A 26,650-nucleotide genomic window follows, 5' to 3' on the forward strand; every position below is an offset into this window, starting at 1 on the left:
GCTCATGGATTCAGACGTCTCGCTTGGTTCTCACCCAGTCCACCTGCCGCTTCACGACGAAGCGCAGGTAGAGCGGGACCTTGGCCAGCAGGATCAGCGGCGCGCGGGCCAGCTCGCCCAGCGTCAGGATGTCGGCGGCCCAGCGGTGCTGCGCCAGCGCGATGGCCAGCAGCAGGCCGCCCAGCCCCAGCAGCGACAGCACCAGCGGCGCCGTCCATCCCAGCAGCAGCGCGAGCAACAACTGGACCAGCGTCCAGCCCACCAGCAGCATGCCCAGCAGCGCCAGCGGCGGCACCAGCATGTCCATCACCTGCAGCAGCTGCGCGCCGCGGCCCGGACGCATCGATTGCCACAGCAGCCGCGGGCCCTCGCCCACCAGCATCGCCAGGTGGCCGTGCTCCCAGCGCGTGCGCTGGCTGGCCTCGCCCTCGCTGCTCTTGGCGAAGACGCTGGTCACCAGCGCGTCCTCGCACAGCAGCGGCGGCGCGCCGAGCTGGGCCAGGCGCACGCCCAGCTGCATGTCCTCGGCCAGGTGGCCGCTGGCCAGCGGCGCCTGCACCGCGACCTCCCACGGGAAGGCCATGCCGGTGCCATACAGGCCGCAGGGCAGGCCGACCTGGTGCATGCCGCGCGGGCGCACCAGGTTCTTCACGCGCATCGCGAACTCGGCCACGCGCGCCTTCAGGCCCTCGTTGGCCGCCGACATCAGGTAGGTCGCCTGCACCGGTCGGCCGGTGGCGTGCGCGACCGCGGCGATGCGCGGCAACAGGCGCGAGCCCAGCGTGCAGTCGGCGTCCAGGATGATCACCACGTCCGGAGCCTGGCCGGTCTCCTGCGCCAGGCGCTCCAACTCGCGCACGCCGAAGTCCAGCGCATAGCCCTTGCCGCGCTCGGTGGCATGGGTGCGCTCGACCACGGTCACGTCGAACTCGCGCGCCTGCGCCGCCGTGTCGTCGCTGCAGTTGTCGGCCACGACCACGATGCGATCGGTCGCGCCCAGCTGCGCCAGCGCCTGCATCAGCGTCGGACGCAGGCCGCGGCCTTCGTTGTGCGCCGGCATGACGACGGCGATGCGCGGCGGCCGCGGGAACTCCGGCAGCGCGCGGCGGTCCGGCAGCAGCGCCAGCAGCACCTGCGCCAGCACCAGCAGCGCCGGCACCGCGACCAGCGCGCTCAGCAGCAGCACGATCAGCCAGGGCAGGCCCTGCAGCAGTTCAGGCATGCGCGCGCTCCTTGAAGACATGCTCGCGGAACAGGGCGGCCAGCACCGTGGCCTCGCGGTCGACATCGTGGCGCGCCAGCGCGGCGGCGCGAGCGGCCTGGCCGATGCGGTGCAGCGCGGCGTCGTCCAGCTGGAGGCACTCGATCATCGCGTCGGCCAGCGCCTGCGGGTCGCCGGCCGGCACCAACCAGCCGTTCTCGCCATCGCGCACCAGCTCGGGAATGCCGGCGATGCAGCTGCTGACGCAGGGACGGCCCAGCGCCATCGCTTCCATCATCACGACGGGCAGGCCCTCGGCGAAGCTGGAGACCGCCATCGCGCGCGCGCCGAGGATCTCGTCGCGCACCTGCGCGCTCGAGATCCAGCCGGTGATGCGCACGTGGCGCTGCAGGCCGAAGTGGGCGATGCGGGCTTCGATCTGGCGGCGCATCTCGCCGTCGCCGGCCAGCACCAGCTGGAAGTCGGGCACCACGCGGACCACGCGGGCCGCGGCCTCGATCATCAGCAGGTAGCCCTTCTGCTCCGACATGCGGCCCACCGCCACCAGGCGGTGGCCGGTGGGCGGCGGTGCCTCGATCTCATGGAATTCGGGATCCAGCCCGCAGCGCACGATCTGGATCTTGGGCCAGTCGGCGGGGTCGCACCAGCGGAACAGCTGACTGCGGCAGAAGGAGGTGATCGCCGCGACGAAGCGCGCGCGCTTGATCTTCTCGCCCAGGTGCAGCGAGGCGGGCCGGTCGAACTCCTCGGAGCCGTGGACCATCAGGCTGTAGCTCGGGCCGCCCAGCACCTCGATCAACGCGGCCAGCTCGGCAGGATTGGTGGCGAAGTGGGTGTGCAGGTGCGTCACGCCGGCCGCGCGCAGCATCGGCACCGCCACGCAGGCCTCGGCGACGTAGATGAGGTGGTAGGGCCAGGGGCGGTCGCCGCGGCGGCTCATCTTCAGCGCCAGCTTCAGCGCCGCCAGGAAGCGCCCCGGCGAACGCAGTGCCATCGCCAGCGTGGCCTTGGCGAGCCGGCCTGCGCCGTCCTTGAGCAGGTAGTGGGTCTTGCCCTTCTCGATCTGGTCGATGGGATCGGGCGCCGGATCGTCCCAGCCGCGCACCGCCATGCGGAACACCTCGATGCCCTGCTTCTCGACGGCCAGGATCTCGCGCCGGATGAAGGTATGGCTGACCTTCGGATAGTGGTTGACCAGGTAGCCGACGCGCGGGCGCGCGCCGGCGCGGCCGGCGGCCTCCACCGCGGTCGTGGACACCGCGCCGGGCGCGGCGGCATGAGGCAGGCCCTGGGCCTCCTTGGCATCGAACTTCGTCGTGATCAATCTTTTCTCCCCAGAACGGCGCCGGTCAGGCCGACGCCGGCAGCAGCTCGCCGCGCGCCCAGCAATCGCCCGGCGCGGTGGCGCGCACCACCAGGCGCGAGCCCGCGAACTTGTCCGGCCACTCGAAGCTGACGGACTTGCCGTCCGCCAGGTCGCCGCTGTCGAAGGTCCAGCCGCCGCGGTCCGCCTTGCCGTCGCCGCCGCGCAGTTGCAGCCGCAGCGTGGCGCCGTTGCCGGTCCGCGCGGTCAGGCGCATCGCCTGGCCCGGCTGCGGCCTGGCCCAGGTCACCGCGGTGACGTGGCGGCCCGCGTTGTTGACCACCGCCAGCCCCGCACGCGCGTCCTTCACCACCACCGCCTGCTGCCAGGTGTCGAAGCGCGCCTGCGCGTCGTCGCGCTCGGACCGCCAGGCGCCGCGCATCGACAGCAGGTTCAGGGGCTGGCGCAGGTCCACCGGCCGGCCGTTGCCGTCCAGGTAGCCCCGGGCCGAGGTCACGCGGCGCAGCGCCGCGCGCATCAGGTCCAGGTCGTTGGCGGCGCGGCGGTTCCAGATCGCGGCGGTGTGCAGCTTGGCGTTGCTGCCGATCTCCGCGTAGACGACGAAGGGCGTGCCGACGTTGCGGTCGACGACATAGCCGCCATAGACCTTCAGCGCCTGGGCGATGCGGCGCAGCCGCGGATCGTCGACCTTGGACACGTCGAAGTCGGGCGGCAGCATCAGCAACGCGCCTTCGGGAATGCGGCCGTTGTTGTTGTTCAGCCCGGCATCGGCCGAGGTGGCCGGGAACACATACCCCGGGTCCGCGCTCAGGCCGTTGAAGGTCAGCGACAGCGCCAGCGCGTGGCGGATCGGGCCGGCGCCCTCCTCCAGTTCGTGGCGGCGCAGCAGGCCGCCCATGGTGGGCACGGCGGCGGCGCGCGCGCCCTGGAAGTAGTGCGCCGGGTCGCCCCAGCCGCGGCCGTCCAGCCGCGTCCAGGCGTACTGCTTGGCGCACCACTGGTCATCGACGCGGGTCAGCTTGAAGAAGGAATGGATGACGCCCGCCTCGGCATCGACGATGTCGGCGTGGCCGTCGGCACCGGCGGCCGGCAGCACGCTGGCGGGCCAGCGCGGCAGCACGACCTCGGGCTGCGTGGTCTCGGCGTCCGGATCCCAGATGCCTTTCTGGCCCGGCAGGCCGACCACCCGCATCGGCTGGTCGTCGGGCTGGCAGACGAAGACGCCGGTGGACCATTTGCCCGATTCCAGCGCCGGCGCGTAGGAGGCCTTGGGAATCTCCCAGTCGTCCAGCACCGGCTCGACCGGGCGGCAGTTCCACGGCGACTGGGCCGAGAACGGCCGCAGCACCGTGCCGAAACGCTCGGCCTTGTCCGCGGCCGGGGTGCCGTCGGCCGCGGCCAGCAGCGTCGGGGGCAGCGCGGAGGCCGTCAGGCCGAGTCCCGCGGCGGCGCACCAGCGGCGTCGATTCCAGACCATCACTTCAGTCCTCCACTGTCAGGGGCAGCGCGGCCTCGCGCGGCGTGGCCGCGGCCGCGGTGCCCTCGCGCGCGACCAGGCGCGCCGGATTGCCGACCGCGGTGGCGCCGGGCGGCACGTCGCGCAGCACGACCGACATCGCGCCGACCTTGCAGCCGGCGCCCAGCCGCACGCCCCCCAGCACCTGCGCATAGGCGCCGAGCTCGACGCCGTCCTCCAGCACCGGGCACGGGCCGCCGTCGACGCGGTTGCCCAGCGTCACGCCCTGGCGCAGGGTGCAGCCCGCGCCGATCACGGTGCCGGGATTCACGAACACGCCGCCGAAATGCCAGATGCGCAGCCCGGGGCCGATGCGGCATTCCTTGGGCAGGCTGATGCCGGTGAGCGTCTCCACCAGGCGGAAGGCCAGCCAGTAGCCGCGCGTGTGCCAGCGCCGGCTGGCGCCTTCGGGCATCGCGTCGACGCGCCGCCCGTAGCGGTAGACCCGCAGCGCCCACAGCGACTGCTCGCGGCGCAGCGCCGCCGGACCGCCGCAGCGGGCCAGGTCGGCCTGCCAATGGGCGTCGTCGCGGGCGCGCAGCGGGCTCATCGCGCGCTCCCCTCGGCCGCGGCCGGCGCGCGGCGTCCCGCGCCGACGCGCCGGGCCAGGTCGTTGAAGCGGCGCTCGACCTGGAAGGTCGAGACATGGGCGATCGCGAACAGCGCCAGCAGCAGCAGCGGCCGCTTGAGGTATTTGGTGACCACGTCGCCGCTGCCCAGCCAGGTCGCCGCCAGCGGCAGGTGCCAGATGTAGAGCGCGTAGGAGACGGTGGCGATGTAGGTGAACGCCGGCCCGGCCAGCAGGCGCGACAGCCGGTGCCAGGGCTGGGCCATCAGCGAGGCGACGAAGGCCGCGGCCACGTAGGGGCGCAGGAAGCTCAGCGGGTTCACGCCCGGATGCGGCAGGAAGCTGCAGGCCAGCAGCGTGGCCAGCAGCAGCGGGACCACGCCGGCGCGCGCCAGCCGGTCGCGCACCGCCGGCCAGTGACGCGAGTGCATCAGCAGCGCCAGGCAGGCGCCGGCCAGCAGGTCGTCGCAGCGGAACCAGGTGACGCTGGACGCGGTCACCTGGTGGCCGATGCGCAGCGCCGTCGAGGCCAGCAGCAGCGCCGGGAACAGCCACCAGATCGCGCGCACCCGCAGCCACAGCATCAGCGCGGCCAGCATGTAGAACTGCACTTCCAGGCACAGGCTCCAGAAGTGGTCGACCGGCGGCACCAGCCGCTGCGGTGGCAGGTTGGCGTAGAAGAGCAGGTAGCTCAGCGCCGTCTCCAGGTCGACCGGGCGCGCCCACCACACCACCGCCAGGCAGATCCACGCGGCCGGCACCACGCGCAGCAGGCGCCGCGCGACGAAGGACGACACCGGCGGCTGCTTCAGCAGCTGGCCGGTGATCAGGTAGCCCGACAGGATGAAGAACAGCGCCATGCCGAAGATGCCCAGCGACTCGTTCAGCGCCACGCCGCCCACGCGCAGCGGGAACAGGTGGGTCCACAGCACCGCCAGGATGCTGACGGCCCGCACGCCATCGAGCACCGGCTGGCGCTCGCCGCCCAGGCCCGCGGGGGCGACGGCCTTGCCGTCCTCGCGGCTCATCGTGCCCGCTCCATGCCGCGCATCGGCAGCGTGGTCGGGAACTCGCTGCCGCGCGGCAGCGTCGCGGGGAACTCGCTGACCGGATCGCGCGTGCCGTGCGGGCGATAGCGGCTCGGCCGGATGCCCCAGGGGCGGCGCTGGCGAGGATCGGCCGCGCCGGCGATGCGGCAGGACAGCGCGCAGATCACGCCCATCGTCAACCAGAAGTACCAGTTGTAGATGAGGTAGGACAGCATGTTGTCCGAGAGCGAGACCAGGAAGTTGGCCAGCAGCAGCGCCAGCGCGATCAGCGCCAGCAGGAAGCGCACCCGCAGCAGCGGGCGCAGCATGCGGGCGGTCGAGAGGAAGATCCAGGCATAGGCCGCTACGCCCAGCGCGCCGTACTCGAAGAAGACCTGCACCACCGCGCTGTGCGCACCCCAGCTGCGGCCGCCGGCCATCGAGAAGAAGGTCTGCGAGTGGTAGAGGAAGGATTCCGCGCCGTAGCCGAAGGCGTAACGCCAGGTGGCCATCCAGGACAGCGCGTCGTTCCACAGCAGCTTGCGCCAGGCGAAGGAGTTGAGCTTGGCGTACTGCACGACCTGGTTGCCTTCGGCCAGGCCGACCACGCGCTCGCGCACCTCCGGGACCAGCATGGCCAGCATGCCGCCGATCACCAGGTAGACCAGATAGCGCCGTTCGCGGAACACGCCGTAGACGACGAAGATGAACAGCACCGAGATCCAGGCGCTGCGGGTCTTGGTCGCGAACAGCAGGCCGACCAGCAGCAGGAGGTAGAGCACGACCGTCGCGGTCGCCAGGACGCCGCGACCGGCCAGGCCGCTCTTCCAGCGATAGAAGATGACGCCCACGGACAGCACGAGATAGAACGCCAGGATGTTGGCGTGAGGGAAAGGACCGCCGTAGCGGCTTGCCGCGGCTTCGAAGCCGTCCACGCTACCAGCGGTTTTCCCCAGGCCGATGTAAATCAGGGTGACAACTGCGACAGGCACCGAAGACCAGGTGACCAACTTGAGCATCTTGTTCAGATCCGCTTCATCCCGCACGAGATAGAAGCTGACCAGGAACAGCGCCACCACCGACAGCTGGCCCAGGTAGAGCCGCACCGCCTGCACCGGGTCGGGCGAGTAGCCCAGGCCCAGCGCCTGCACCGCGATGAAGGGCAGCCACACGCCCCAGGCGATGCGCGGCACCCGCTTGGGGTCGCGGGCGATGATGATGCCCGCCAGCACGATGATCAGCGCGTTGAGCAGGCCGCCCAGGCCGCCGATGGCCGCCAGGCGGGTCTCCTCGAACACCGGGTTGGCGCCGGCGCGCACCAGCAGCACCACCAGCAGGAAGGCCTCGCGGCTGTAGAGGAACAGGAAGGCGGTGACCAGCATCAGCGGCAGCACCGCCAGCAGCACCGGCTTCTCGGAGGCCATGCCGCCGATCAGCACCGTCAGCACGCCGATCGCGACGGCGCCGGCCAGCAGCCCGGCCACGCCCAGCAGCGACATGCCGTCCAGCCCGTCCTGCCACTGGCGCCAGGCGCTCGAGATCCGTCCCACCGCGCTCATCGCCGCCGTCCTGTCGTCATCGGTCCCACCCTCAGCGCACCAGCATGGTCCGCGTGCCGGCCGGCACGGCGGCGACCAGCTCGCTCAGGAAGCCCGCCATCAGCGCCTGCGACTGCGCCGCGCCCTCCGCGCTCGTCAGGCGCTGCGAGGCGCGCACCAGCATCCCGTCGGGGATGCGGCCCTGGAAGCCCTCGTTGAGGATGTACCAGCGCGCGGCCATGCCGTCGCCGCCGTACTGCGTGCCGATGCGGATCCAGTAGCGCACCGCCTCGTAGCCGCCGCCGCGGGCCTCGGTCAGCAGCTGCGTCGTGGGCACCGGCTCGGCGCGGCCGGCGGTGGACACCGGGCCGCCGTCGCCGATGCGGCGCACGAAGTAGCCCTGCGCCGGATAGCAGACCTCGGGCCGGTGCACCTTCACGTCCTGGCGCTGGCGCTCGCCCCAGGCCAGCGCCAGCATGATCTGGTCGCCGCGGCTGTTGACGTAGGTGCGCATCACCGTCTGGTCGTAGGGCTGCTCCTGCACCGTCTCCACGCCCTGGGACACGTCGACCTGCGCCACGCTGTCCTGGAGGGCGCGCCAGTCGCCGAAGGCCTTGGGCACGGTCGCGTCCAGGCTGGGCGCGCCGTGCAGCGCCTGCAGTCGCGGCGTCGCCAGCCACGCGCCGGCGGCGGCCGTCACCATCAGCGCCACGCCGGCCAGACAGGCCGCGAGCGACAGCCGCGGCAGGCGCGGCGAGGCGCCCTCGGCCGGTCCGTGGCCGGGCGCGGCGGGGCCGCGCGGCGACGTCGTCGTGGACGTGTTCATGCCGCCTCCTTGCCGCGCCAGCGGTCCCAGCGCTGCGACGCCGTGCGCAACAGGCCGTCGACCCCCACGATCAGCATCAGCGCCGTCAGGAACAGCGCCATGCCGGAGAACTCGTGCATGAAGCCCTGCCCCACGTCGTCGCCGAGGTGGTAGGTCAGCAGCGCCAGGATCAGGATGCGGATCACGTTGGAGCAGTAGGAGATCGGCACGATCAGGATGGCCAGCGCGATGTTGCGGAACACCGATTCATGGCGCACGACATTCATGTAGAGCAGGCCCAGGGCCTCGAGGGTGAACAGCGAGTTCAGGCCGGCGCAGGCGTCGGCCACCATCAGCTGGTAGGGGCCGATCTGCAGGATCACGCCGGCCCGGGCGATCGGGTAGCCCAGCGCATACATGAGGTACTCCGCGCCCCAGGACGCGGCGAGCTTCATCGGCTGGGTGATCACGTCGACGATGGATGCCGGCAGCGGCACCGCGAACAGGAGCAGGAAGAAGGCGAACCAGTAGCGGCGCGCGATTGCGGGGCCGACCAGCACCAGGGCCAGGCCCAGCAGCACCGGCAGCAGCGAGCCGAGCTCGAGCAGCGCGATCGACTGGGAGCGGCCCAGCACGTAGGCGGCGAGGCCGAGCAGCATCACTGCCCAGCCGGCGACCGGCGCTGGCCGCACGACGAAGGTTTCGCCCTGTCCGCGCAGGCGGCGGGTCTGGAAGTAGAAGTACCAGGCCGACAGCGCCAGCACGATCGGCCCATGGGAATTGCGATCACCGCGCCACGGTCCGTGGATGAAGTCGATCACGGTCGGCACGTAAAGCAGCGCCAGCCCGATCGCCAGCGCGATCAGCGCCAGCCGGTTGGCCGCCAGGAAGCCGGGCCCCGAGCCTGGCGCGGCGCGGTCTGCGGCGCGTAGAAACATGTTGCTAGCCATGACTTTCACTGCAATTTCCGCGAAAAGGGTGTCCCCGCCCCAACGCGAAAGGGCCCTAAAAACTCCACCGCCCCGACAGGTGGCGCGGTGCCGATTTGGGATGCATCGCTAGGCGCAAACCACAGCCATAGCCCAGCTATGGCGAGGATTTGCAACGACGCGAGGCGCCCAAATCGGCGCCGCGCCGCCTGTCGGGGGGTCAGTATTCGTTCATGACGGTGCCTACCAACGTGGTGGACACGCCGTCGAGGCTGTCGGTGAGGTCCTGCAGCGCGGTGACCCGCGACTTGTTCTGGCGCGCCAGCACGAGCGCCGCGCCGCAGCGCGCCGCGACGATGGCGGCATCGGCGCCGTACTGCCCGGCGGAGGTGTCCACCAGCACATGGTCGAACTTGCCGGCCAGTTCGCGCATCAGCAGCCCGAAGGCGGGCCGCTCCAGCAGCTCCACCGGGTTAGGCGGCACCGCGCCGACCGGCAGGATGAACAGGCTGTTCAAGCCCTCCACCTGCTGGATCACGCGCGGCTCGCTGCGGCCCGACAGGATCGAGGACAGGCCGGCCTGGTTGTTGACGTCGAAGATCTCGTGCTGGCGCGGCCGGCGCAGGTCCGCATCCACCAGCAGCGTGCGCCCGCCCAGTTGCGCCAGCGTGACCGCGAGGTTGGCGGTGAAGTAGCTCTTGCCGTCCAGCGAGTCCGGGCTGATCACCGCCAGCGCGCGGCGTGGCTCGTTCTCGCGGTACAGCCGCATCGTGATCTGGCTGCGGATGCCGCGGAAGACCTCCGCCTGCGACGAGAACGGCTGGTTCAGCGCGACCAGCTCCGGGCTGCGGTTCTTGCGCTCATTGGGCGCGTAGGGATAGTGGAACTGCTTGGACAGCGCCTCCAGCACGTCCTCCGCATTGGCATACCCCAAGGCCACGGCGGCCTCGCCGAAGCGGATGCCGCGCTCGCGCTGGTACTGCAGCACGCGCTCGACCTGGTCGGCGCTGAGGTTGCGGGTCTCGGCGATGATCGCGCCGATCGAGCGGTCATGCACGCCGGCGCCGCCGGGCGTGGCGGCGGGCTTGTTCAAGGGTCCGTCCACGGGTTTGCTCTGGGCCAGGGAAATGGGTTCCTGCACATCGGACATCAGGCGGCTCCTCGGCTGGTTCGGGACGTGTGCCCCAGCAGGCGGCGCTCGGCCGACGGCAGCGCCGACACGCGCTTGCCCGGCGCCGGCAGCACCCCCAGCATCGGCAGCGGCAGCACCGCCATGACGTCGTCGGCATCGCGCACCTTGCGGTCGCGCATCTCCAGCAGCAGCGCCAGGCCCACCGCCAGGATGATGCTGGCCACGAAGGCCGCGGCGGTGTTGAGCAGGATCTTGGGCGACGAGGGCTTGAGCGGCGGCACCGCCTCGGTCAGCACGTTCACGTTGCTCTGCGTGGTCTGGCTTTCCAGGCTGGTCTGCGTCAGGCGCGTCGTGATGTTCTCGTAGGCGCGCTGGGCGCTCTCGGCCTCGCGCATCAGGCCGCTGGCGTCGTCGCGCGCGGCCTTGAGCTTGGCCACCTTCTCGCGCTGCGCCTCGAGCTGGGCGCGGATCTCGGCCTCGCGCTGCCGGTTGATGTTGTTGGTGACGGTCACGCCGCCGCTGACGCGGCCGATCTCCGTGCGCAGCTTGCTGCGCACGTCCGCCACCGAGGCCTTGGCCTCGATCACCTGCGGGTGGTTGTCGCCGTAGCGGGTGCCCAGCTCCTGCAGCTTGGCCTCGGCGCGGCTCAGGTCGGACTTGAGCTGCATCACCACCGGGTTGGACAGCACGTCGGGCAACTGGTCCGCGCCGCGCGCGGCCTGGCCCTGGCGGCTGCCGGACTCGGCCGACAGCGCCTGCAGCGCCACCAGTTGCGAGGACAGCTCGGCGAGCCGGTTGTTCTCGACGTCCAGGCGCTCGTCGCTGGCGATGATGCCGTGCTCGCGCTCATAGGCCGAGAGCTTGGCGCGCGAGGCCTCGAGCTTCTCCAGCGCCACCTTGGCCTGCTGGTCGAAGTAGCCGGCGTACTGGCGCGCCGGTTCCACGCGCAGGTCCAGCGTCGTGGAGACGTAGGCTTTGACAAAGGCATTGGCCAGCGCGGCGGCGAACTGCGGGTCCGGCGCGCGGTAGGCCACCGTCAGCACGTTGCTCTCCTTGGAGGGCTTGACGTCCATGTTGGCCTGCAGGAAGTTGATCAGCCACTGCTCGATCGTGCCTTCGCCGCCGGTGGAGGTCTGCCACTGCTCGCGGATCGCGGGCACCTCGGCCAGGCGCAGGTCGCGCACCACGCGCAGCGCCACGCGGTCGCTGCCGATCACGTCGACCTGCGTGTTCATGAAGGCTGGCGAGGCCAGGCCCGGATAGATCAGCGCCGAGATCGGATCGGGCTTGGCATCCACCACCACCGAGGCCGTCGCGACGTACTTCTTGGGCAGCAGCAGGCTGACGCCGAACGCGGTCAGTGTGGTCAGCAGGACCACGAGCATGACCATGGACCAGCGTGCCCGCAGGATGGAAAACAGTTTGCTTGGCGTCACGGGACCTCCTCGGCCGGGCCTGGCGGCCCGGCATCACACAACTCAGAACAGGCTCTCGCGGACGAAGATCACGTCGCCGTCCTTGAGCGGCTCGTCCATGCCGGGCTTGATCTCCTGGACCTTGCCCGACGCATCCTTGCGATGCACGCGGATGCCGCGGTCGGTGCCGCGCAGCGTCAGGCCACCGCCGGCGGCCAGGCCCTGCAGCAGCGTCATGCCGCGCTCCAGGCGGATCTGGCCGGGCTTCTGGACCTCGCCGTAGATGTAGACCATCGGGAAGCGGTCGACCCACAGCACGTCGCCGTTGAGCACCACCACGTCCTGCTCGCGGCCATTGGGGCCGAACAGCGTCGGCAGGTCGACCTCGAGGCGGAAGGGCTTGCCGCCGCGCACGCCGGTCAGCACGACCTGGTCGCCGCCGGTGGAGGCCACGCCGCGCGCATTGGCCAGCAGGTCGGTCAGGCGGGTGTCGGCGACCTCCAGCGGATAACGGCCCGGCTGGTTCACCTGGCCCAGCACGCTGGCCTGGTTGCCGGTGACCTTCAGCACCACGATGGTGACCTGCGGCTGCTTGACGAAGTTGCCCTTCTTCAGGCCGTCGGCGATGCGCTGCTCGGCCTCGCTGATCGACAGGCCGCCGATGCGCACCACGCCCAGCAGCGGGAAGGTGATGGTGCCGGACTCGGAGACGCGGGTCTCGAGCAGCATGTCCGGGTTCTGGAACACGCTGATGCGGATCGCGTCGCCCGATCCCAGGCGGTACTCGGCGGCGGCGCCGGTGGACAGGCCGGTCGGCGCCGGCGCGTTGCCGGGACGGGCGGGCGTCTGGGCGACGGCGCCGGTGGCGAGCGAGACCGCCAGCACGGCCGAGACGGCCGTCGAGACGAGCGGGAGGATCGGGAAGCGACGCGTGTTCATCATTTGATGCCGAGGCCCTTGGCGAGTTCGTTGTTGTCCACCGGGCCGCTGGCGCCGGTGGGGCTGTCGGACGCGGCGGGCGCTGGGGCCGCCGCGGGCGGGGTGCCGGCGGGCGCGGAGGCCGCGGCCTCGGCGAACTTGCCGACGTATTCGATCTTGGCGTTGTCGCGCATGGACTTGATGTCCTTGGCGACCAGCTCGGCGCGGCGCTGGTTCAGCAGGAACATCTCGATCGACGCGCGCGCCTGCGCCTCGGTCGCGGGCTGGCGCTGCGAGCCGGCGAGGAACAGCACGGTGAGGCCGTTGGGATGGCCGTTCATGATGAACTGGCCGTCCTTCAGGCGCGCGATGGCGTCGAGGTTGTTGAGCGGGATCTGCTCGGCCGAGCGCACCATCTGCGAGCCGACGAACTTGAAGTTGTCGGCCTTGAGCGCTTCGAGGAATTCGGGAAGGGTCTTGGCACCCTGCAGCTTGGCGCGGATCGATTCGAATTGATCCGGCTTCGCCTCGATGTTGATTTCCTGCAAGTTGTAGATACGACGCTCGGCAAAAAGTGCCGGCTTGTCGTTGTAGTACTGCTTGATTTCCTGGTCGGTCGGCTTGGTCACCGTCTCGCCCAGATGGTCAGCATAGGCCCTGGCGATGATCTCCCGCTTGGCGGTTTCGATCTGTTGCACCACCCGCGGATCGCGATCGAGCTTGAGGTCCTGGGCCTTCTGCACCGCCAGTTCCTGGTCGATCAGGCGCTCCAGGATCTGGCGCGACGCCGCGTCCACCTGCTCGGGCTTGATGTTGGGCTGGCGCTGCAGCACGAAGTTGATCTGGTGGACGGTGATCTCTTCCTTGTTCACCTTGGCCGCGGTCTGCGAGGCCTTCGCGCCGCTGCCGCCGCCGCAGGCGGTGAGCAGGATTGCGGCAAGAACGGCGGTGAAAAACGCGCCGACCGGAGCGGCGCGTCGCGCTGGAATACCGTGGACCCGAGTCCGCTTCACATGCATGTTTCGACCTTGTTTGTTGTGTCTGTCCCGCAGGCCTGTCGAGGGCGGCCAGCGGGCGCTCGCGAGCGGCGAGTGTAGCCCTGCACCATGACGGAACTGCCTCATTCCAGGGGGTCTGGAGGCCTCCATCCCGGGTTCGCAGGGGTCCATAGCAAGAATGGGTCCTGCCCTCGTCGCCATCGGCCTTCCGGCCCCCGCAAACAAGGGGGAGATGACCCGCAAAAACGCGGAGCGGCCGTCTTTGCAACCGCTTGAAAAACGCGCTTGAAAATGCAGGCCGCGCTTCACGCGGGCCTCACATCGCGGCGATCAGGTCGCGGCGCTTGCCGCGCTGCGCCGCAGCGCACCGGGCGGCTGCCCGACGATGCGCTTGAAGGCGCGACTGAAGGAGGCTTCCGAGTCGTAGCCGAGGCGGTCGGCCGCCACCGCCACGCGCATGCCTTCCTGCGCGATCCAGCGACGCGCCTGGAACATCTTGACCTTGGCCACGTATCGGGCGGGGCTCTCGCCGACGGTGCGGGTGAAGGCCTCGGCGAAGCGCGAGCGCGAGGCGCCCATCAGCCCGGCCAGCTCGGGCACGCGCCAGTCGCGCTCCGGCTCGGCATGGATGGCCGCGATGACCTTGCCGATGCTGGGGCACTGCACCGCGGCGATCCAGCCGCTGGCGTCGTTGCAGGCGCACTCCACCCAGGCGCGGATGATGCTGGCGGCCAGCACGTCGGCCATGCGCGCCAGGATGCCGCAGGCGCCGATGCGGTCCATCGCCACCTCGCGCTCCATGGCCTCCAACAGCGCGGGCACGGTCGGGTCGCGGCGCGCCAGGTCGTTGGCGCGCATCGCGTCCGGCATCATCGCCAGCAGCGGATGCAGCGGGTCCAGGTTGAAGCGCATCGCGCCGCAGAACATCACGTCGACCGGCTCGGCGGACGGCATCGCCTTCGCCGCCGCCTCGGCCTCGGCGCCCACCAGGTAGATGTCGTCGGCGACGGCGCGACGCGACAGCGAATCGATCTCCACCGTCGGCAGGTCAGGCGCGCTCGCCAGCACGTGCGCGCTGCCGCGCGGCAGCAGCACCGCGTCGCCGGCATTGAGCCGCACCCATTCGGCGCTGCCGGCGGTCTTCAGCCAGCAGCCGCCGCGCGCGACGAAATGGAAGCGCGCCTCGGCCCGCGCCGGGAAGGCGACGGCCCAGGGCGCACGCAGCAGGCAGCGGCCGTACTCGACGCCTTCCAGCCGCAGGCCCAGCAGGATCTGCGTCAGCAGGTCGGCCGGCTTGAGCGGCGTGGGCGGCAGCGGCCCGGTCACGGGAACGTGAACCGGGGCATGACGAGGGGCCTGGACGGCGGCAGCGCTGGAGGATTCGTCAAGCATTTCGGCTCTTCCGTCATGGAAACGCCGGGATGCTATCCGTAAGCTGAAAGCCATTGCCACTGACCCGTCTCTGCACCGTGTCTTCCTCCTGCACCGACTGCCTCGATCCGCACGCGCCCCTGTCGCCCACGGCGGCTTCATCGGCCCCATCAAGCTCATCCACCGCTTCCCCAGCCTCCCCCTCCCCCTCCCCCGCGACGGCGGCCGCGCCCGTGCTGAACGGCGCGTCCCCGTCGGCCGGCGCGCCGCCGCGCGAGGACGACGCGCCGCACTGGCCGGCCATCGCCTCGCTGACGCTGGGCGTCTTCGGCCTGGTCACCGCCGAGTTCCTGCCCGCGAGCCTGTTGACGGCGATGGCCTCCGACCTCGGCATCAGCGCCGGCGCGGCCGGCCAGACGGTCACGGCCACGGCGCTGGTGGGCGCTGTCGCGGCGCCGTCCATCCCGCTGCTGACGCGGCGTTTCGACCGGCGCGCGGTCATGGTCGCGCTGACGCTGCTGCTGGTGCTGTCCAACCTGCTGGCGGTGACCGCGTCCTCGCTGGGCGTGCTGCTGGCCGCGCGGGTGATCCTTGGCGTGGCGCTGGGCGGCTTCTGGTCGATGGCCGCGGCGCTGGCGATGCGGCTGGTGCCCGAGCGCCTGTTCGCCCGCGCGATGTCGGTGATCCTGGCCGGCGTGTCGGTGGCGACCGTCTGCGCCGCGCCGCTGGGCGCCTGGATGGGCGAGGTCTGGGGCTGGCGCAGCGCCTTCGTCGCCGCCGGCGCGCTCAGCCTGGTGACGCTGGCGACGCAGGTCGCGACGCTGCCGGCGCTGCCGCCCAAGGACAACCCGGACCTGCGCGTGCTCGGCGAGCTGCTGACGCGGCCCGGCGTGCGGGTGGCGCTGCTGGCGGTCCTGCTGGTGATCTCGGGGCACTTCGCCGGCTTCACCTACATCCGGCCGCTGATGGAGAACGTCACCCACCTGCCGGTGTCCGCGATCACGGCGATCCTGCTGGGCTACGGCATCGGCGGCTTCTTCGGCAACCTGGCCGGCGGCGTCCTGGCCGAGCGCAGCGAGCGGCGCGCGATCGTCGCGGGCGGTAGCCTGATCGTGGTGCTCGCCGCCAGCCTGCTGTTGGCGGGGTCGTCGACCTGGGTCACCGCGGTGGCGCTGGTGCTGTGGGGCTTCGCCTTCGGCGCCTTCCCGGTGGGCTTCCAGACCTGGATCGTGCGCGCCGCGCCGGACCAGGCCGAGGGCGCCGGCGGGCTGCTGGTCGCCGCGTTCCAGATCGCCATCGCCAGCGGCGCGATCGGCGGCGGCATGCTGGTCGACCACATCGGCGCGCTCGGCGGACCGACCTTCGCCGCCGCCACGATCACGCTCGGCACCCTGCTCACGCTGCGCCACGGCCCCCGCGCCGCGGCCTGAGCGACGCCCTCATCCCCCTTGAAGGAATCCCGCATGACCACGCCCCTCAACCGCCGCATCGTGCTCGCCGCCCGCCCCCAAGGGCGTCCAGTGCCGGAGGACTTCCGCCTCGAGACCGTGCCCGTGCCGGCCCCCGGCGCGGGACAGGTGCTGCTGCGCACGCTGTCCCTGTCGCTCGACCCGTACATGCGCAACCTGATGGAGGAGATCGGCCCCGGTTACGCGCCGCCGATCGGGCTGGGCGAAGTGCTGGTCGGCGGCACCGTCAGCCGCGTGGTCGAGTCGCGCCATCCGGACTGGCGCGCCGGTGAGCTGGTCCTGGCGAACGGCGGCTGGCAGGACTACGCGCTGTCGGACGGCCAGGACCTGGTGCCGCTGGGCGACGTCAGCCGGCCCTCGCTGGCGCTGGGCGCGGCGGGCATGCCGGGATTCACCGCGCAGGTCGGCCTGGCGGAGATCGGCCGGCCCCGGCCCGGCGAGACCGTCGTGGTCGGCGCGGCGACCGGCGCAGTCGGCGCGATGGTCGGCCAGCTGGCCCGGCGGGCCGGCGCGCGCGTCGTCGGCATCGCCAGCGGCGCGGACAAGGTCCGGCACCTGGTGGACACCTTCGGCTTCGACGCGGCGGTCGACCGGCGCGATCCGCGCTTCGCCGAGCGTCTGCGCGAGGCCGCGCCCGCCGGCATCGACGTCTACTTCGAGAGCGTTGGCGGCGCGGTGCTCGACGCGGTGCTGCCGCTGCTCAACCTCGGTGCGCGCGTGCCGGTGTGCGGCTTCATCGCGCATTACAACGAGGCGGGCAAGGACGAGGTCCCGGCGCAGGACCGGCGGCCGGCGCTGCTCGCGACGCTGCTGCAGAAGCGCGTCCGCATGGAAGGTTTCATCGTGCTGGACCATTACGGCGACGGGCTGTCGCGCTTCAAGGCCTTCCAGCGCGAGATGCTTGCCGCCATCGCGGCGGGCGAGGTCCGGGCGCTCGAGCACGTCATCGACGGGCTCGAACTCGCGCCCCGCGGCCTGATCGATCTGCTCGACGGACGGCACCTCGGCAAGGTCGTCGTGACCGTCGCCGCGCCGTGACCGACGGACCGCGCTGACGGACTTCAGCGCCTTCAGCGTCCTCGGCGCACAACGGGCGGGCGGCCCTGTCCGTGCGGCGAGCTCACCCCAGCCGGAACCGCGCCACCGACTGCACCAGCGCATCGGCCTGCTGCCGCAGGCTTTCGGCGGCGGCCGCGGATTCCTCCACCAGCGCGGCGTTCTGCTGCGTCACCTGGTCCATCTGGCTGACCGCCTCGCCGACCTGGTGGACGCCCTGCGACTGCTCGCGCGTCGCGCTGCTGATCTCGCCGACGACGTCGGTGACGCGCCCGATGGCCGAGACGATCTCGTCCATCGTCGCGCCCGCCTCGGCCACCAGGCCGGAGCCCTGCTCGACGCGCTCGACGCTGGTGCCGATCAGCGTCTTGATCTCCTTGGCCGCCTCGGCGCTGCGGCCGGCCAGCGCGCGCACCTCCGACGCCACCACCGCGAAGCCCTTGCCGTGCTCGCCGGCGCGGGCCGCCTCCACGGCGGCGTTGAGCGCCAGGATGTTGGTCTGGAACGCGATCCCGTCGATGGTGCCGATGATGTCGGCGATGCGGCGGCTGCTCTCGTCGATGCCGCGCATCGTGTCGACGAAGCGCGCCACCACCGCGCCGCCGCGCTGCGCCACCTCGCTGGCCGAGCGCGCCAGGCGATCGGCCTGCTGCGCGTTCTCCGAGGTCTGATGCACCGTCTCGCCGAGCTCGGTCATCGTCGCCGCCGTCTGCTCCAGCGCGCTGGCCTGTTCCTCGGTGCGCTGGCTCAAGTCGCTGTTGCCCATGGCGATCTGCGCGCTGGCGCTGGCCACCGACTCGCTGCCCTGGCGCACGCCGCCCACCACCTGGCGCAGGCTCAGCTGCATCGCATGCAGCGCCGCGATCAGGCTGCGCTGGTCACCGGGACGCACGCGGATGTCTCCGCTGAGGTCGCCCTCGGCGACCTGCCGCACCAGCCGGGCCGCCTCGGCCGGGTCGCCGCCCAGCAGGCGGCGGACATGCCCCAGCAGCAGCAGCGCCAGGCCGATGGCCACCAGCACCGACACCAGCGTCAGCGACACGCTCCAGCCGTGCCCGGCCGCGTAGTCCGCCTCCGCGTCCTTGCGCGACTGCTCGCTGCCGGCGGCGTTGTAGTCGGCGCTGCGCTCGATCGCCCGCACCCAGGCGTTGAAGCTGCTGCGCGACTCAGCCCGGAAGAAGGCCCGCGCCTCCGCGTCGGAGTTCTCGCCGCGCGACAGGTGCAGCAGCTTCTCCTGCGCCTTGAAATAGGCCTCGCGCGCGGCCACCACCTCGGCGTAGAGCCGGCGCTCCTCGTCGTTGGTGATGAAGGGCTGGTAGGCCTGCTCCGCGGCGGCCAGCTCCTTGCGGGCGTTGGCGATCGCGCCTTCGATCTGGGCGCGCTCCTGATGGTCGTCGGAGAGCAGATGGTCCGGCTCCATGCGACGGATCTGGTTGGCCTTGACCCGGATGGCGGCCATGCTCTGGATGCTGGGCAGCCAGTCCTCCGCGATCTCGGTCGTGTTCTCGTGGACCTGGTTGAGCTGCAGCAGCCCCATGCCACCGACCAGCGCGCACAGCGCCACCAGCAGCACGAAGGACATGGTCAATTGCGTCGACAGACGCCAGGCGCCGATGTTCATGTGATCCCTCCTCCTTGGACAGACTGGATGAATTTCCCCGGCCACGGGCGCGGGTCAGCCGCGGCCCGTCGGGGGCCTTTCCCACCACATCGGCAGATCCTGCCTAAAAGTTGAGCGCGCGGTGGCGTTGGCGGCGGCGCCTGTCGCCCATCGGAGGGACCCGCCGCCGGATTGGCGCGGGGAACGCGGGCGGCGCGACAGGCACAGCAGGCCCGACGGCGCCGCGCCGCACGCACCGGCCCGGCAGGCACGCAGCACCGGTGCGGGGATGCGGGCGGCGCGCGGGCTCATGCCGCCACGGCCCACTCGGAATGCGCGTGGCCGGCGATCTGGATCTGGCCCTTGCCGGTGCGCTTGACCGCGTACATCGATTCGTCGGCCGCGTGGAGCAGCTCGCGGCAGTTGTCGCCGCCGCCGCCGACCACCGCGCCGATGCTGGCGCCGACGGAGACCTTCTCGCCGCAGTCCAGCGTGATGCGGCGCTGGATCGAGAACAGGCAGCGCTGCAGCGTCTGCTCGACATCCTCCGGACGCGCGATGCCCGAGAGCAGGATCGCGAACTCGTCGCCGCCCAGGCGGGCGACCACGTCGTTGCCACGCACCAGGGTCTGCAGGCGCTGGCCGATCTCCATCAGCACCTCGTCGCCGGCCTCGTGGCCGTGCTGGTCGTTGATCGCCTTGAAGCCGTCCAGGTCCAGGTAGCAGACCGCGAAACCGCGGCCGGTGCGGCGCGCGCCCTGGATGGCGTCGCCGACCTTCTCCTCGAACAGGCGGCGGTTGGGCAGGCCGGTCAGCACGTCGCGCAGCGCCAGGTGCTGGGCCTGCTCCTCGCTGCGCTTGAGGCCGTCGATGTCCACCAGCATCCACATCGATTCGGTCTCCGAAACGACGGTGCCGTGCAGGTCCACCCAGAACTCGCTGCCGTCCTGGCGGCGCATGCGCAGCTGGGTCTGGAAGCGGCCGCCGGCCCGCATCGTCGCCAGCGCGGTGTCGCGCACGCGGGCATGCTCCTGCGGGCTGAGGAACAGCCGGATGGCGGCCTGGCCGACCATCTCGCCGGGGCCGTAGCCGAACATGCGCTCCAGCGCCGGGTTGCTCCAGACGGCATGGCCGTTGCGCACGCGCACCATGCCGATCAAGTCGTTCTGCAGCATCGCGTCCTGCTCGCGCGCCAGCTTCGCCAGCGCCTCCCGCGAACGGCGCTCGCCGCGGTGGATGCGGTGGATCAGTCCAGAGGCGGCGGCCAGCGCCAGCGCCACCAGCGCCGCCAGCAGCGATTGCCGCACGAGCTGGGTGCGCCAGCCCGCCAGGAAGTAGTCGCTGCTCATGCCGGTGAACAGCGTCATCGAATACCCCGGCACCTTGCGGTAGGCGGTGATGCGGTCGACCTGGTCGATCGCCGTCGGCGTGATGTAGACGCCGCGTTCGGGGTTCTGCTCGAGCGAGCGCTGCGCCTGATCCGACAGCGACCGGGTGCCGAAGCCCTTGGTCGAGTTGGGTTCGCTGGCGGAGTAGCGCGCCACCAGGTTCATCGCCTCCGAGCGCAGCGACACCGCGCCGGACGGGCCCAGGGCCACGCCGCTGAAGCGGTCGACGAAGTGCTTGGCGGTCACGACGGCATAGACGATGCCGTCGAAGTTGCCGTCGTGGTCGATCAGGCGGCGGGCCAGGATGATGCACCAGTGGTTCTGGGCGCGGCTGTTCAGCGGCTCGGAGATCACCATCGCGTCGGTCGTGCGGGCCTGCGAGAAATAGGCACGATCGCCCACGTTGAAGGGCCGCTCGCCGGGCATCAGGCCGGTGGTGACGGTGCCGTGGATGTCGGCGATGCGCAGCGCGGTGACCTGCGGCAGCAGGCCGCGCTGCTCCTGCAGCAGCTTGGCGACCATCGCCGCCTGGTCCGCCGACTGGCGCGCGCTGCGGTAGCGCAGCGCGATCGTGGCCAGCGCGTTGTCGGTGTTGCGCAGCTCGGCGTTGATCTCCACGGCCATGTTCTGCGCCAGGTTCTCGACCACGTCGCGGGCGCGGTCGGTCTCGGTCGCGCGGTGGCTCCAGAGGCTCAGCGCCGTCATCCCGACCAGCGCGACGACCACCAGCAGGTTGCCGACCACCAGCCAGGACGCCATGGCGCCGCGCGGCGACCAGGACAGCCTGGGCAGCGTCGGCAGCGGAATGCGGGGCAGCGTCATTGCGAGTTTCATGGCGGGTCCTCCCTGGTGGTCCGGTCGCGCGGCCTCAGCCGATGGCGACGGCGCGGGGGCCGTCGCTGGTCGGGGCGTGCATGGGGGCGTTGGCCGCACCGCGCTTGCACAGCTCGTGCAGGTCGCTGAGCAGCTGCTCGAAATCGAAGGCCTTGTCGTAGAAGGCGTCGGCACCGCGGCGGCGGCACAGGCCGGCGACGACGCCGGAGGATTCGCCGCTGAGGACGAAGACGCGGCCGGGGTAGGCCTGGCCGCGCAGGCGCGTCAGCACCGACAGGCCGCTGCCCTGCGCCAGGCGCAGGTCCAGCAGGACGACGTCGGGCGTGGTCGCCATCACGGCGTCCACCGCCTCGTCCTCGCCGGAGGCTTCGGCGACAACCGTCAGGCCATCCAGCTTGAGGGCGCGGCGCACCAGCAGCTGGCGCACGGGAACATGGTCTTCGATGACAGCGACTTTCATGGACGCCATCGTCCGCTTCCGTCGCCACCGGCGCCAGCAAGCGGCTGCCACTTCCCATGAACGCCGCTTGCCGCAGCTGCTGTAGGGACTTGACCTACAGCACGGGCGCGGCGACGCAAGCCGACATCGCGATGGCGTGGTCGCGTGACATCCTTCGCATCCGAGGGCCCGGAGAGGCAAGCCGCATACCCACCGCCCTCCTGATTTCCCCTCCGTCCCGGCCACGGCGGCGGCCGGCATAGTCGCCGGCTCATGCCTCGCACAGAGTCGCCGCAGCGACCACCCGACCTCGGGATCACGGAGACAAGAGATGACCCAGGCCCACCCCACCCCGCGCCGCGCGGACCGTTCCTGGCGCGCGCGCGGCCGCGCGCTGCTGGTCGGGCTCGCCGCCGCCGGGGCGCTCCAGGCCGTCGCCCAGACGACGACGCTGGGCACGCGCGGCACGCTCGCCGCGCCCAATCCGGCGGTGACCGCCAATGCCGGCGCGAGCTGGCCCGCCACCGCCTACACCCGCGCTCCCGACCACCCGCGCGCCGTGACGCTGCCGCTGCGGTTCATCCCGCTCTCGTCGGGCAGGCAGCTGGCGGTGCTGGTGTCGATGCCGGCGGACTTCCTCGGCATTCCCCGGTCGGGCCGCTACCCGGTGGTGCTGACGCAGACGGCCTATCGCATCGACGTCGGCCAGTTCCTGGGCGTCTTCACCCCGGCCGGCGGCAACACGCTGCTGATCGGCGGCCTGGACCAGTTCATGGTGCGCCGCGGTTATGTCACCGTCGCGATCGACGCCCACGGCACCGGCATGAGCGGCGGCGTCACGCAGCTGATCGGCGAGGAGGAACAGCAGGCCTACCGCGAGGCGGTCGAGTGGGTGACGCGGCAACCGTTCTTCAACGGCAGCATCGGCGTGGCGGGCACGTCCTACCTCGGCATCAGCGCGCTGCTGACCGCCGGCCAGCAGCACCCGGCGGTGAAGGCCGCCTTCGCGCAGGTGCCGATGGGGGACGCCTACCGCGGCGTCGCGGCCACCGGCGGGATGTTCAACGCGCAGTTCCTGAGCACCTGGCTGCCGCTGACCCAGTCGCTGAGCGTGGCCAACGCGCCGGAGCTGCTGCTCCATCCCTGGTACGCGAGCCAGATCAACGCCGCGACCGCGGACCACGTCGCCGCGATCGACGGCTGGTACGCGCCGACCTTCGACGGCTTCGTCGGCGGCGCGAGCGGCATCGCCACCGACGACGGCGGCTTCTGGGCCGGCCGGTCGCCGGTGGAGAGCGCCGGGAAGATCCGGGTGCCGACCTTCATCGTCGGCGCGTCGCTGGACATCTTCCAGCGCGACCAGCCGCTGCTGTACGAGCAGCTCAAGCGCAACGTGCCGGCCAAGCTGGCGATCCTGCCGGGGGCGCATCTGCAGTCCGTGCAGGCGGGCATCGGCGGCTATGGCGGCGCGCCGTCGTACGGGCCGCCGAGCACGACCTCGCTGCTGCTGCAATGGTTCGACCAGTACCTGCAGGGTCGCGAGACCGGCGCGCAGGCGCTGCCGACGGTGACGCAGTTCGTCGATGGTTATGGTGCCGGCGGCGCGCCACGCTTCGCGACGGCGAGCGACTGGCCGCATCCGCGGATGGCGCCGCAGCGCTGGTACCTGCAACCCGACGGCAGCCTGGCCGCGCGCATCCCGGCGGAGGCGGCGGGGCGGACGGTGGCCGAGCCGCCGGCGCCGACCGCCGCCCGCGGCACCGCGCTGGGGACGCTGTTCACCGCGAGCGTCCAGGTGCGCGACCACAGCGACTGCTCGGCGAGCCAGGTGCAGTGGACCCTGGGCCTGGCGGGGCTGCTGCCGCGGCCGTGCTACTCGGACAGCGCGCACGTCGAGTCGCTGCAGGGCGCGGCGGTCTTCGAGACCGCGCCGATGGCGCAGGACCTCTACCTGAACGGGCCGATCCAGGCGGACCTCTGGATCTCGACGACGCGCACGCAGGCGGCGCTGTCGGTGCGCATCGACGATGTCGACCCGGCCACCGGCACGGTCAAGCCGCTGACGCACGGGCTGATGTCGGCCACGCACCGGGCGGTGGACACGAGCCGCTCCCGCTTCGTCAACGGCACGATGATCCAGCCGTGGCACCCGTTCACCACGGCCGCGATGCTGCCGGTGGTGGCCGGCGAGCCGATGCTGGTGCCGGTGGAGGTGTTCCCGGTGGCGGCGTTGGTCCGCGCGGGGCACCGATTGCGCATCGCGATCAGCGCGAGCAACCAGGCGCAGGGCATCTGGCCGGCGCCACTGCAGCGCCAGGCCGAGGGCAACATCACGACCCTCCACGCAGGCCCGCTGCGGCCGTCGAGCGTCGTGCTGCCGGTGGTGCCGGCGGGCGAGCTCAACTGAGCGTGCGGGTCAGGCAAGCCCTGACCCCGCGGCGTCCATCCCCACTATCGATATGCGTCGGAGGACCGACCTACTCGAACCGGCATCCCCCGACGATGCGCTCTTCCGAGGGAGTGAATTCGGCATCGCTCACCAGCAAACTGCAGGGCATTCGGGATGTCTTTGCAGTGGCGAAAGGATGAATGCGATGAGTGCAGTGATGGTTGATTTGCCAGAGCCGATGGCGCGCGAGGGGGCGCCGCCGGCACCCAGGTTGGACTTCTGGACCGCCGGGGTGGACGAGTTCGTGCACCACTTGAAGGAGCCGGAGACGCTGTTCAATGTGCCGTCCCCGCGGCTGGCGTCAAGTCGATACCCGGCGATCGGGCCCCACACCACCAAGGAATTGAAGCGCTACTTCCGTCGCTATCAGCGCCGATGCATGGATGCCTATGCCACCTTGCTCTACGCGGGAGGCCTGATGCAGCGGCGCGGTGTGCAGATCTGCAGCGGCCCGCTCGAGGTGCGCATCTGGTACGACGATTGCGACGACTGTTATGTCGACGTCATCGTCAGCGTGGACGCAACCCCGGAACGGGCTGCGGCGCTGAACGACGAAATGTACGGTTGCCCGGTTGGATATTTCGACATCACCTTCGAGTCGGTCGATGCCCCTAGGCCGGCCCGTTTTCATGGGCGCCTGCTGGCCGAGCTGTTCGACGACCTCGACGATGAGCCCGGAGCGTCCTTCGACGACGCATGAGGAGATCGCATGCCCATCGAAGCGAAGGACCTCAGCCGTCTCGCCGACGCCCAGGCCGCCCAGGCCGGCAATGAGGCGGGGCGCCGCTCGGCGATCTCACGGGCCTACTACGCCGCGTACCACCGATGTCGCCGCTGGGAGTTGATGCTGCCTCATCGCGGCCGCGCAAAGCTTCCCGGCGGCGTCCATGATCGCCTGATCCAGCGTCTTGACGCGCCGGACCGGCGATGCTGTGACGCACTCGCGGAGCGATCCCGCGCGCTGGCGAAGCTCCTCAAGCAGGAACTGGACTGTCGAGTCGCGGCGGACTATCACCTCTGGAAATCGATCGACGAAGAGGCGGTGCGCGAGCAGCTCGATGCCACTCGTCAAGTCTTCGCCAAGTGCGCTGCCCCTGACACCTGAAAGTCCGTCATCCCGTATGCTTGCCCCGGTCCGGCCGCCGATTCGCGGCCGGACCGACTTCCCCATGGACGGTCCTATGCGCCACAGCTTCTCTCACCTCTCCCGCCTTTCCCTCGCCCTTGCCGCCGCTGCCGCGGCCACTGCCCTCTTCACCGCGCCCGCCCGCGCCGACAGCCTGGTCACCTCGGCCTCCAGCGCCGGCTCGGTGTCGTCGAAGCAGCTGTCCGATTCGATCGGCCAGTCGAGCGACAGCTCCAGCAAGGACCGCAAGGTCGCCGAAGGCGAATACAAGGTCCTCGCCGTCGAGGACGCCGCCGGCCGCACCGACACGACGCGCCTGCACCTGCAGCCGGTGCGCGCCGAAGGCGGCACCGATTTCTTCCTCTACGTGCCCAAGCAGGCCGTCGCCGCCCAGCCGCTGCGGGTCGGCGACCATGTGCTGGCCCGCCAGCGTGACTACGGCTACGAGTTCGCCCGCGCAGAGAACCGCCAGGCCTTCCTGCTGGCGCTGCGCAACGACTGGCACCGCGAACTGGAATCCCATCCGGTGACCCTGTGACCCCGCGACGGCCGCGCCGCGTCGCGGCCGGCCTCGGCCTGCTCGCCGCGCTGGCCCTCGGACTCACGTTCGTCACGAGCGCCCGCGCCGCGACTTTCTGCGACCGCGGCGGCGAGGTCCCCGCCACCGAGCAGGACCGCCAGCTCCAGGTCGTCGCGGTCGCGCGCCGCGAGCTGGTGGCCAGCGGCGTCGACGCCGCGCTGGTGTCGCGCTCCGGCACCGACCTGAGCCGCTTCCAACTGCAGTACTCCCACAGCGGCCTCGCGCTGAAGGACAGCCGCAACGGCCCCTGGTCGGTGCGTCAGCTGTATTACGCCTGCGACGAGTCCCGGGCCCGGCTCTACGACCAGGGCCTGGCCGGCTTCCTGCTGAGCGCGGGCAAGACCGCGCCGATCCGGCTCGCCATCGTGACGCTGCCCGGCGAGGCCGGCAGCCGGCTCGCCGCGCGCGCCTTGGACAACCGCCTGGCGCTCGGGCTGCTGTCGCCGCGCTACAGCGCGAGCGCCTATGCCTTCGCCACGCGCTACCAGAACTGCAACCAGTGGGTCGCGGAGTTGATGGGCTTCGCCTGGCAGCCCCGCGAGGACGACGCGCCGACGCCCGACCGCGTCCAGGCGCAACGCGCGCTGCGGGCGCTGGGCTACGACCCCACGCCGGTGGTCGTGCCGTCGCATGCGGTGATGTTCGCCGCCCAGTTCGTGCCGCTGATCCACAGCGACGATCACCCGCTCGACGACCTCTACGCGATGCGCCTGAAGGTCTCCACCCCGGCGGCGCTGGAGGCCTTCGTCCACCAGCGGGTGCCTCAGGCGCAGCGCATCGAGCTCTGCGCGACCGGCGGCGAGATCGTCGTGCGACGCGGCTGGGAGCCGCTGCCACCGGACTGCCGCGCCGCGCCAGGCGACGAAATCCTGCCCCTGGCCTCCTGAGCGCCAGCCGCTCAGCGCCCTCCCCCGCCCTCCTCCCCTGTAAGACCTGTTTCAGGGG

General features: G+C 71.3%; 23 protein-coding genes. 7 read left to right on the top strand and 16 right to left on the bottom strand.

Translation table 11 applies throughout. The features are described from left to right. Positions 1 to 10 precede the first annotated feature (10 nt). The 13 genes from ACTJKJ_RS19670 to ACTJKJ_RS19730 all read right to left on the bottom strand — a co-directional run bounded on the left by ACTJKJ_RS19670 (position 11) and on the right by ACTJKJ_RS19730 (position 14,785). Positions 11 to 1,222, bottom strand: a complete 1,212-nt coding sequence (locus tag ACTJKJ_RS19670; RefSeq protein ID WP_440821461.1) for a glycosyltransferase family 2 protein — start codon at positions 1,220 to 1,222, stop codon at positions 11 to 13. After that, positions 1,215 to 2,465 carry a glycosyltransferase family 4 protein gene (locus ACTJKJ_RS19675; protein WP_440821484.1) on the bottom strand — a complete coding sequence of 417 codons (1,251 nt, stop codon included), beginning with the start codon at positions 2,463 to 2,465 and terminating at the stop codon, positions 1,215 to 1,217. The genes ACTJKJ_RS19670 and ACTJKJ_RS19675 overlap by 8 nt, the downstream gene beginning before the upstream one ends. Positions 2,466 to 2,571: 106 nt before the next feature. Then, a complete protein-coding gene (locus tag ACTJKJ_RS19680) occupies positions 2,572 to 4,023 on the bottom strand; it encodes an Atrophin-1 multi-domain protein (RefSeq protein WP_440821462.1) in 1,452 nt (483 codons plus the stop codon). 4 nt (positions 4,024 to 4,027) lie between these two features. Then, positions 4,028 to 4,612, bottom strand: a complete 585-nt coding sequence (locus tag ACTJKJ_RS19685) for a serine acetyltransferase (RefSeq protein WP_440821463.1) — start codon at positions 4,610 to 4,612, stop codon at positions 4,028 to 4,030. Beyond that, positions 4,609 to 5,658, bottom strand: a complete 1,050-nt coding sequence (locus ACTJKJ_RS19690; protein ID WP_440821464.1) for an acyltransferase family protein — start codon at positions 5,656 to 5,658, stop codon at positions 4,609 to 4,611. The genes ACTJKJ_RS19685 and ACTJKJ_RS19690 overlap by 4 nt, the downstream gene beginning before the upstream one ends. Beyond that, a complete protein-coding gene (locus ACTJKJ_RS19695; RefSeq protein WP_440821465.1) occupies positions 5,655 to 7,217 on the bottom strand; it encodes an O-antigen ligase family protein in 1,563 nt (520 codons plus the stop codon). Before ACTJKJ_RS19695 ends, ACTJKJ_RS19690 begins: the two co-directional genes overlap by 4 nt. Positions 7,218 to 7,248: 31 nt before the next feature. Beyond that, on the bottom strand, positions 7,249 to 8,022 hold the full coding sequence (locus ACTJKJ_RS19700; RefSeq protein ID WP_297386141.1) for an exosortase C-terminal domain/associated protein EpsI: 774 nt from the start codon (positions 8,020 to 8,022) through the stop codon (positions 7,249 to 7,251). Then, on the bottom strand, positions 8,019 to 8,939 hold the full coding sequence (gene xrtB / locus ACTJKJ_RS19705; RefSeq protein ID WP_297386144.1) for an exosortase B: 921 nt from the start codon (positions 8,937 to 8,939) through the stop codon (positions 8,019 to 8,021). The genes ACTJKJ_RS19700 and xrtB overlap by 4 nt, the downstream gene beginning before the upstream one ends. Before the next feature lie 211 nt (positions 8,940 to 9,150). After that, positions 9,151 to 10,080, bottom strand: coding sequence for a polysaccharide biosynthesis tyrosine autokinase (locus ACTJKJ_RS19710; protein WP_297386146.1), 930 nt, complete (start codon positions 10,078 to 10,080; stop codon positions 9,151 to 9,153). After that, positions 10,080 to 11,498: a chain length determinant protein EpsF gene (gene epsF, locus ACTJKJ_RS19715; RefSeq protein WP_297386147.1), complete on the bottom strand. Its 1,419-nt coding sequence runs from the start codon at positions 11,496 to 11,498 to the stop codon at positions 10,080 to 10,082. The genes ACTJKJ_RS19710 and epsF overlap by 1 nt, the downstream gene beginning before the upstream one ends. A 42-nt stretch (positions 11,499 to 11,540) precedes the next feature. Continuing rightward, entirely contained in the window at positions 11,541 to 12,416 is an 876-nt protein-coding gene (gene epsE, locus ACTJKJ_RS19720) for a polysaccharide export protein EpsE (RefSeq protein WP_297386150.1), read from the bottom strand. Next, positions 12,416 to 13,702, bottom strand: coding sequence for an EpsD family peptidyl-prolyl cis-trans isomerase (locus ACTJKJ_RS19725; protein WP_440821466.1), 1,287 nt, complete (start codon positions 13,700 to 13,702; stop codon positions 12,416 to 12,418). Before ACTJKJ_RS19725 ends, epsE begins: the two co-directional genes overlap by 1 nt. A 21-nt stretch (positions 13,703 to 13,723) precedes the next feature. Further along, positions 13,724 to 14,785: an AraC family transcriptional regulator gene (locus tag ACTJKJ_RS19730; RefSeq protein ID WP_440821467.1), complete on the bottom strand. Its 1,062-nt coding sequence runs from the start codon at positions 14,783 to 14,785 to the stop codon at positions 13,724 to 13,726. Between the two features lie 212 nt (positions 14,786 to 14,997). Here ACTJKJ_RS19730 and ACTJKJ_RS19735 point away from each other — a divergent pair, with 212 nt between their 5' ends. Continuing rightward, positions 14,998 to 16,194, top strand: a complete 1,197-nt coding sequence (locus tag ACTJKJ_RS19735) for an MFS transporter (RefSeq protein WP_440821468.1) — start codon at positions 14,998 to 15,000, stop codon at positions 16,192 to 16,194. 33 nt (positions 16,195 to 16,227) lie between these two features. Beyond that, positions 16,228 to 17,271 carry an NADP-dependent oxidoreductase gene (locus ACTJKJ_RS19740; RefSeq protein ID WP_440821469.1) on the top strand — a complete coding sequence of 348 codons (1,044 nt, stop codon included), beginning with the start codon at positions 16,228 to 16,230 and terminating at the stop codon, positions 17,269 to 17,271. An 82-nt stretch (positions 17,272 to 17,353) separates the two neighbouring features. On the opposite strand, the gene ACTJKJ_RS19745 is transcribed toward ACTJKJ_RS19740, so the two are convergent. The 3 genes from ACTJKJ_RS19745 to ACTJKJ_RS19755 all read right to left on the bottom strand — a co-directional run bounded on the left by ACTJKJ_RS19745 (position 17,354) and on the right by ACTJKJ_RS19755 (position 21,571). After that, a complete protein-coding gene (locus ACTJKJ_RS19745) occupies positions 17,354 to 18,910 on the bottom strand; it encodes a methyl-accepting chemotaxis protein (RefSeq protein WP_343604230.1) in 1,557 nt (518 codons plus the stop codon). Positions 18,911 to 19,197: 287 nt separating this feature from the next. Further along, on the bottom strand, positions 19,198 to 21,111 hold the full coding sequence (locus tag ACTJKJ_RS19750) for a diguanylate cyclase domain-containing protein (protein ID WP_440821470.1): 1,914 nt from the start codon (positions 21,109 to 21,111) through the stop codon (positions 19,198 to 19,200). 34 nt (positions 21,112 to 21,145) lie between these two features. Then, the gene (locus tag ACTJKJ_RS19755; RefSeq protein ID WP_440821471.1) at positions 21,146 to 21,571 is read right to left on the bottom strand and encodes a response regulator transcription factor; all 426 of its coding nucleotides are present in this window, start codon (positions 21,569 to 21,571) and stop codon (positions 21,146 to 21,148) included. A 310-nt stretch (positions 21,572 to 21,881) separates the two neighbouring features. Between ACTJKJ_RS19755 and ACTJKJ_RS19760 the strand changes: the two genes are divergently transcribed. From ACTJKJ_RS19760 to ACTJKJ_RS19780, 5 genes are all read left to right on the top strand, one after another. Beyond that, complete coding sequence (locus tag ACTJKJ_RS19760; protein ID WP_440821472.1) at positions 21,882 to 23,957, top strand: CocE/NonD family hydrolase; 2,076 nt, start codon at positions 21,882 to 21,884, stop codon at positions 23,955 to 23,957. A 187-nt stretch (positions 23,958 to 24,144) separates the two neighbouring features. Next, positions 24,145 to 24,699 (top strand): hypothetical protein, encoded by a 555-nt coding sequence (locus ACTJKJ_RS19765; protein ID WP_343604222.1) that lies wholly within the window; start codon positions 24,145 to 24,147, stop codon positions 24,697 to 24,699. A gap of 9 nt (positions 24,700 to 24,708) precedes the next feature. Next, positions 24,709 to 25,104: a hypothetical protein gene (locus ACTJKJ_RS19770; RefSeq protein ID WP_343604220.1), complete on the top strand. Its 396-nt coding sequence runs from the start codon at positions 24,709 to 24,711 to the stop codon at positions 25,102 to 25,104. A gap of 64 nt (positions 25,105 to 25,168) precedes the next feature. Then, positions 25,169 to 25,663 (top strand): hypothetical protein, encoded by a 495-nt coding sequence (locus tag ACTJKJ_RS19775; protein ID WP_343604218.1) that lies wholly within the window; start codon positions 25,169 to 25,171, stop codon positions 25,661 to 25,663. Then, positions 25,660 to 26,592 carry a DUF2145 domain-containing protein gene (locus ACTJKJ_RS19780; RefSeq protein ID WP_440821473.1) on the top strand — a complete coding sequence of 311 codons (933 nt, stop codon included), beginning with the start codon at positions 25,660 to 25,662 and terminating at the stop codon, positions 26,590 to 26,592. Before ACTJKJ_RS19775 ends, ACTJKJ_RS19780 begins: the two co-directional genes overlap by 4 nt. Positions 26,593 to 26,650 lie beyond the last annotated feature (58 nt).

It is taken from the genome of Roseateles sp. 22389 (assembly GCF_052044995.1).
Classification (GTDB): domain Bacteria; phylum Pseudomonadota; class Gammaproteobacteria; order Burkholderiales; family Burkholderiaceae_C; genus Roseateles.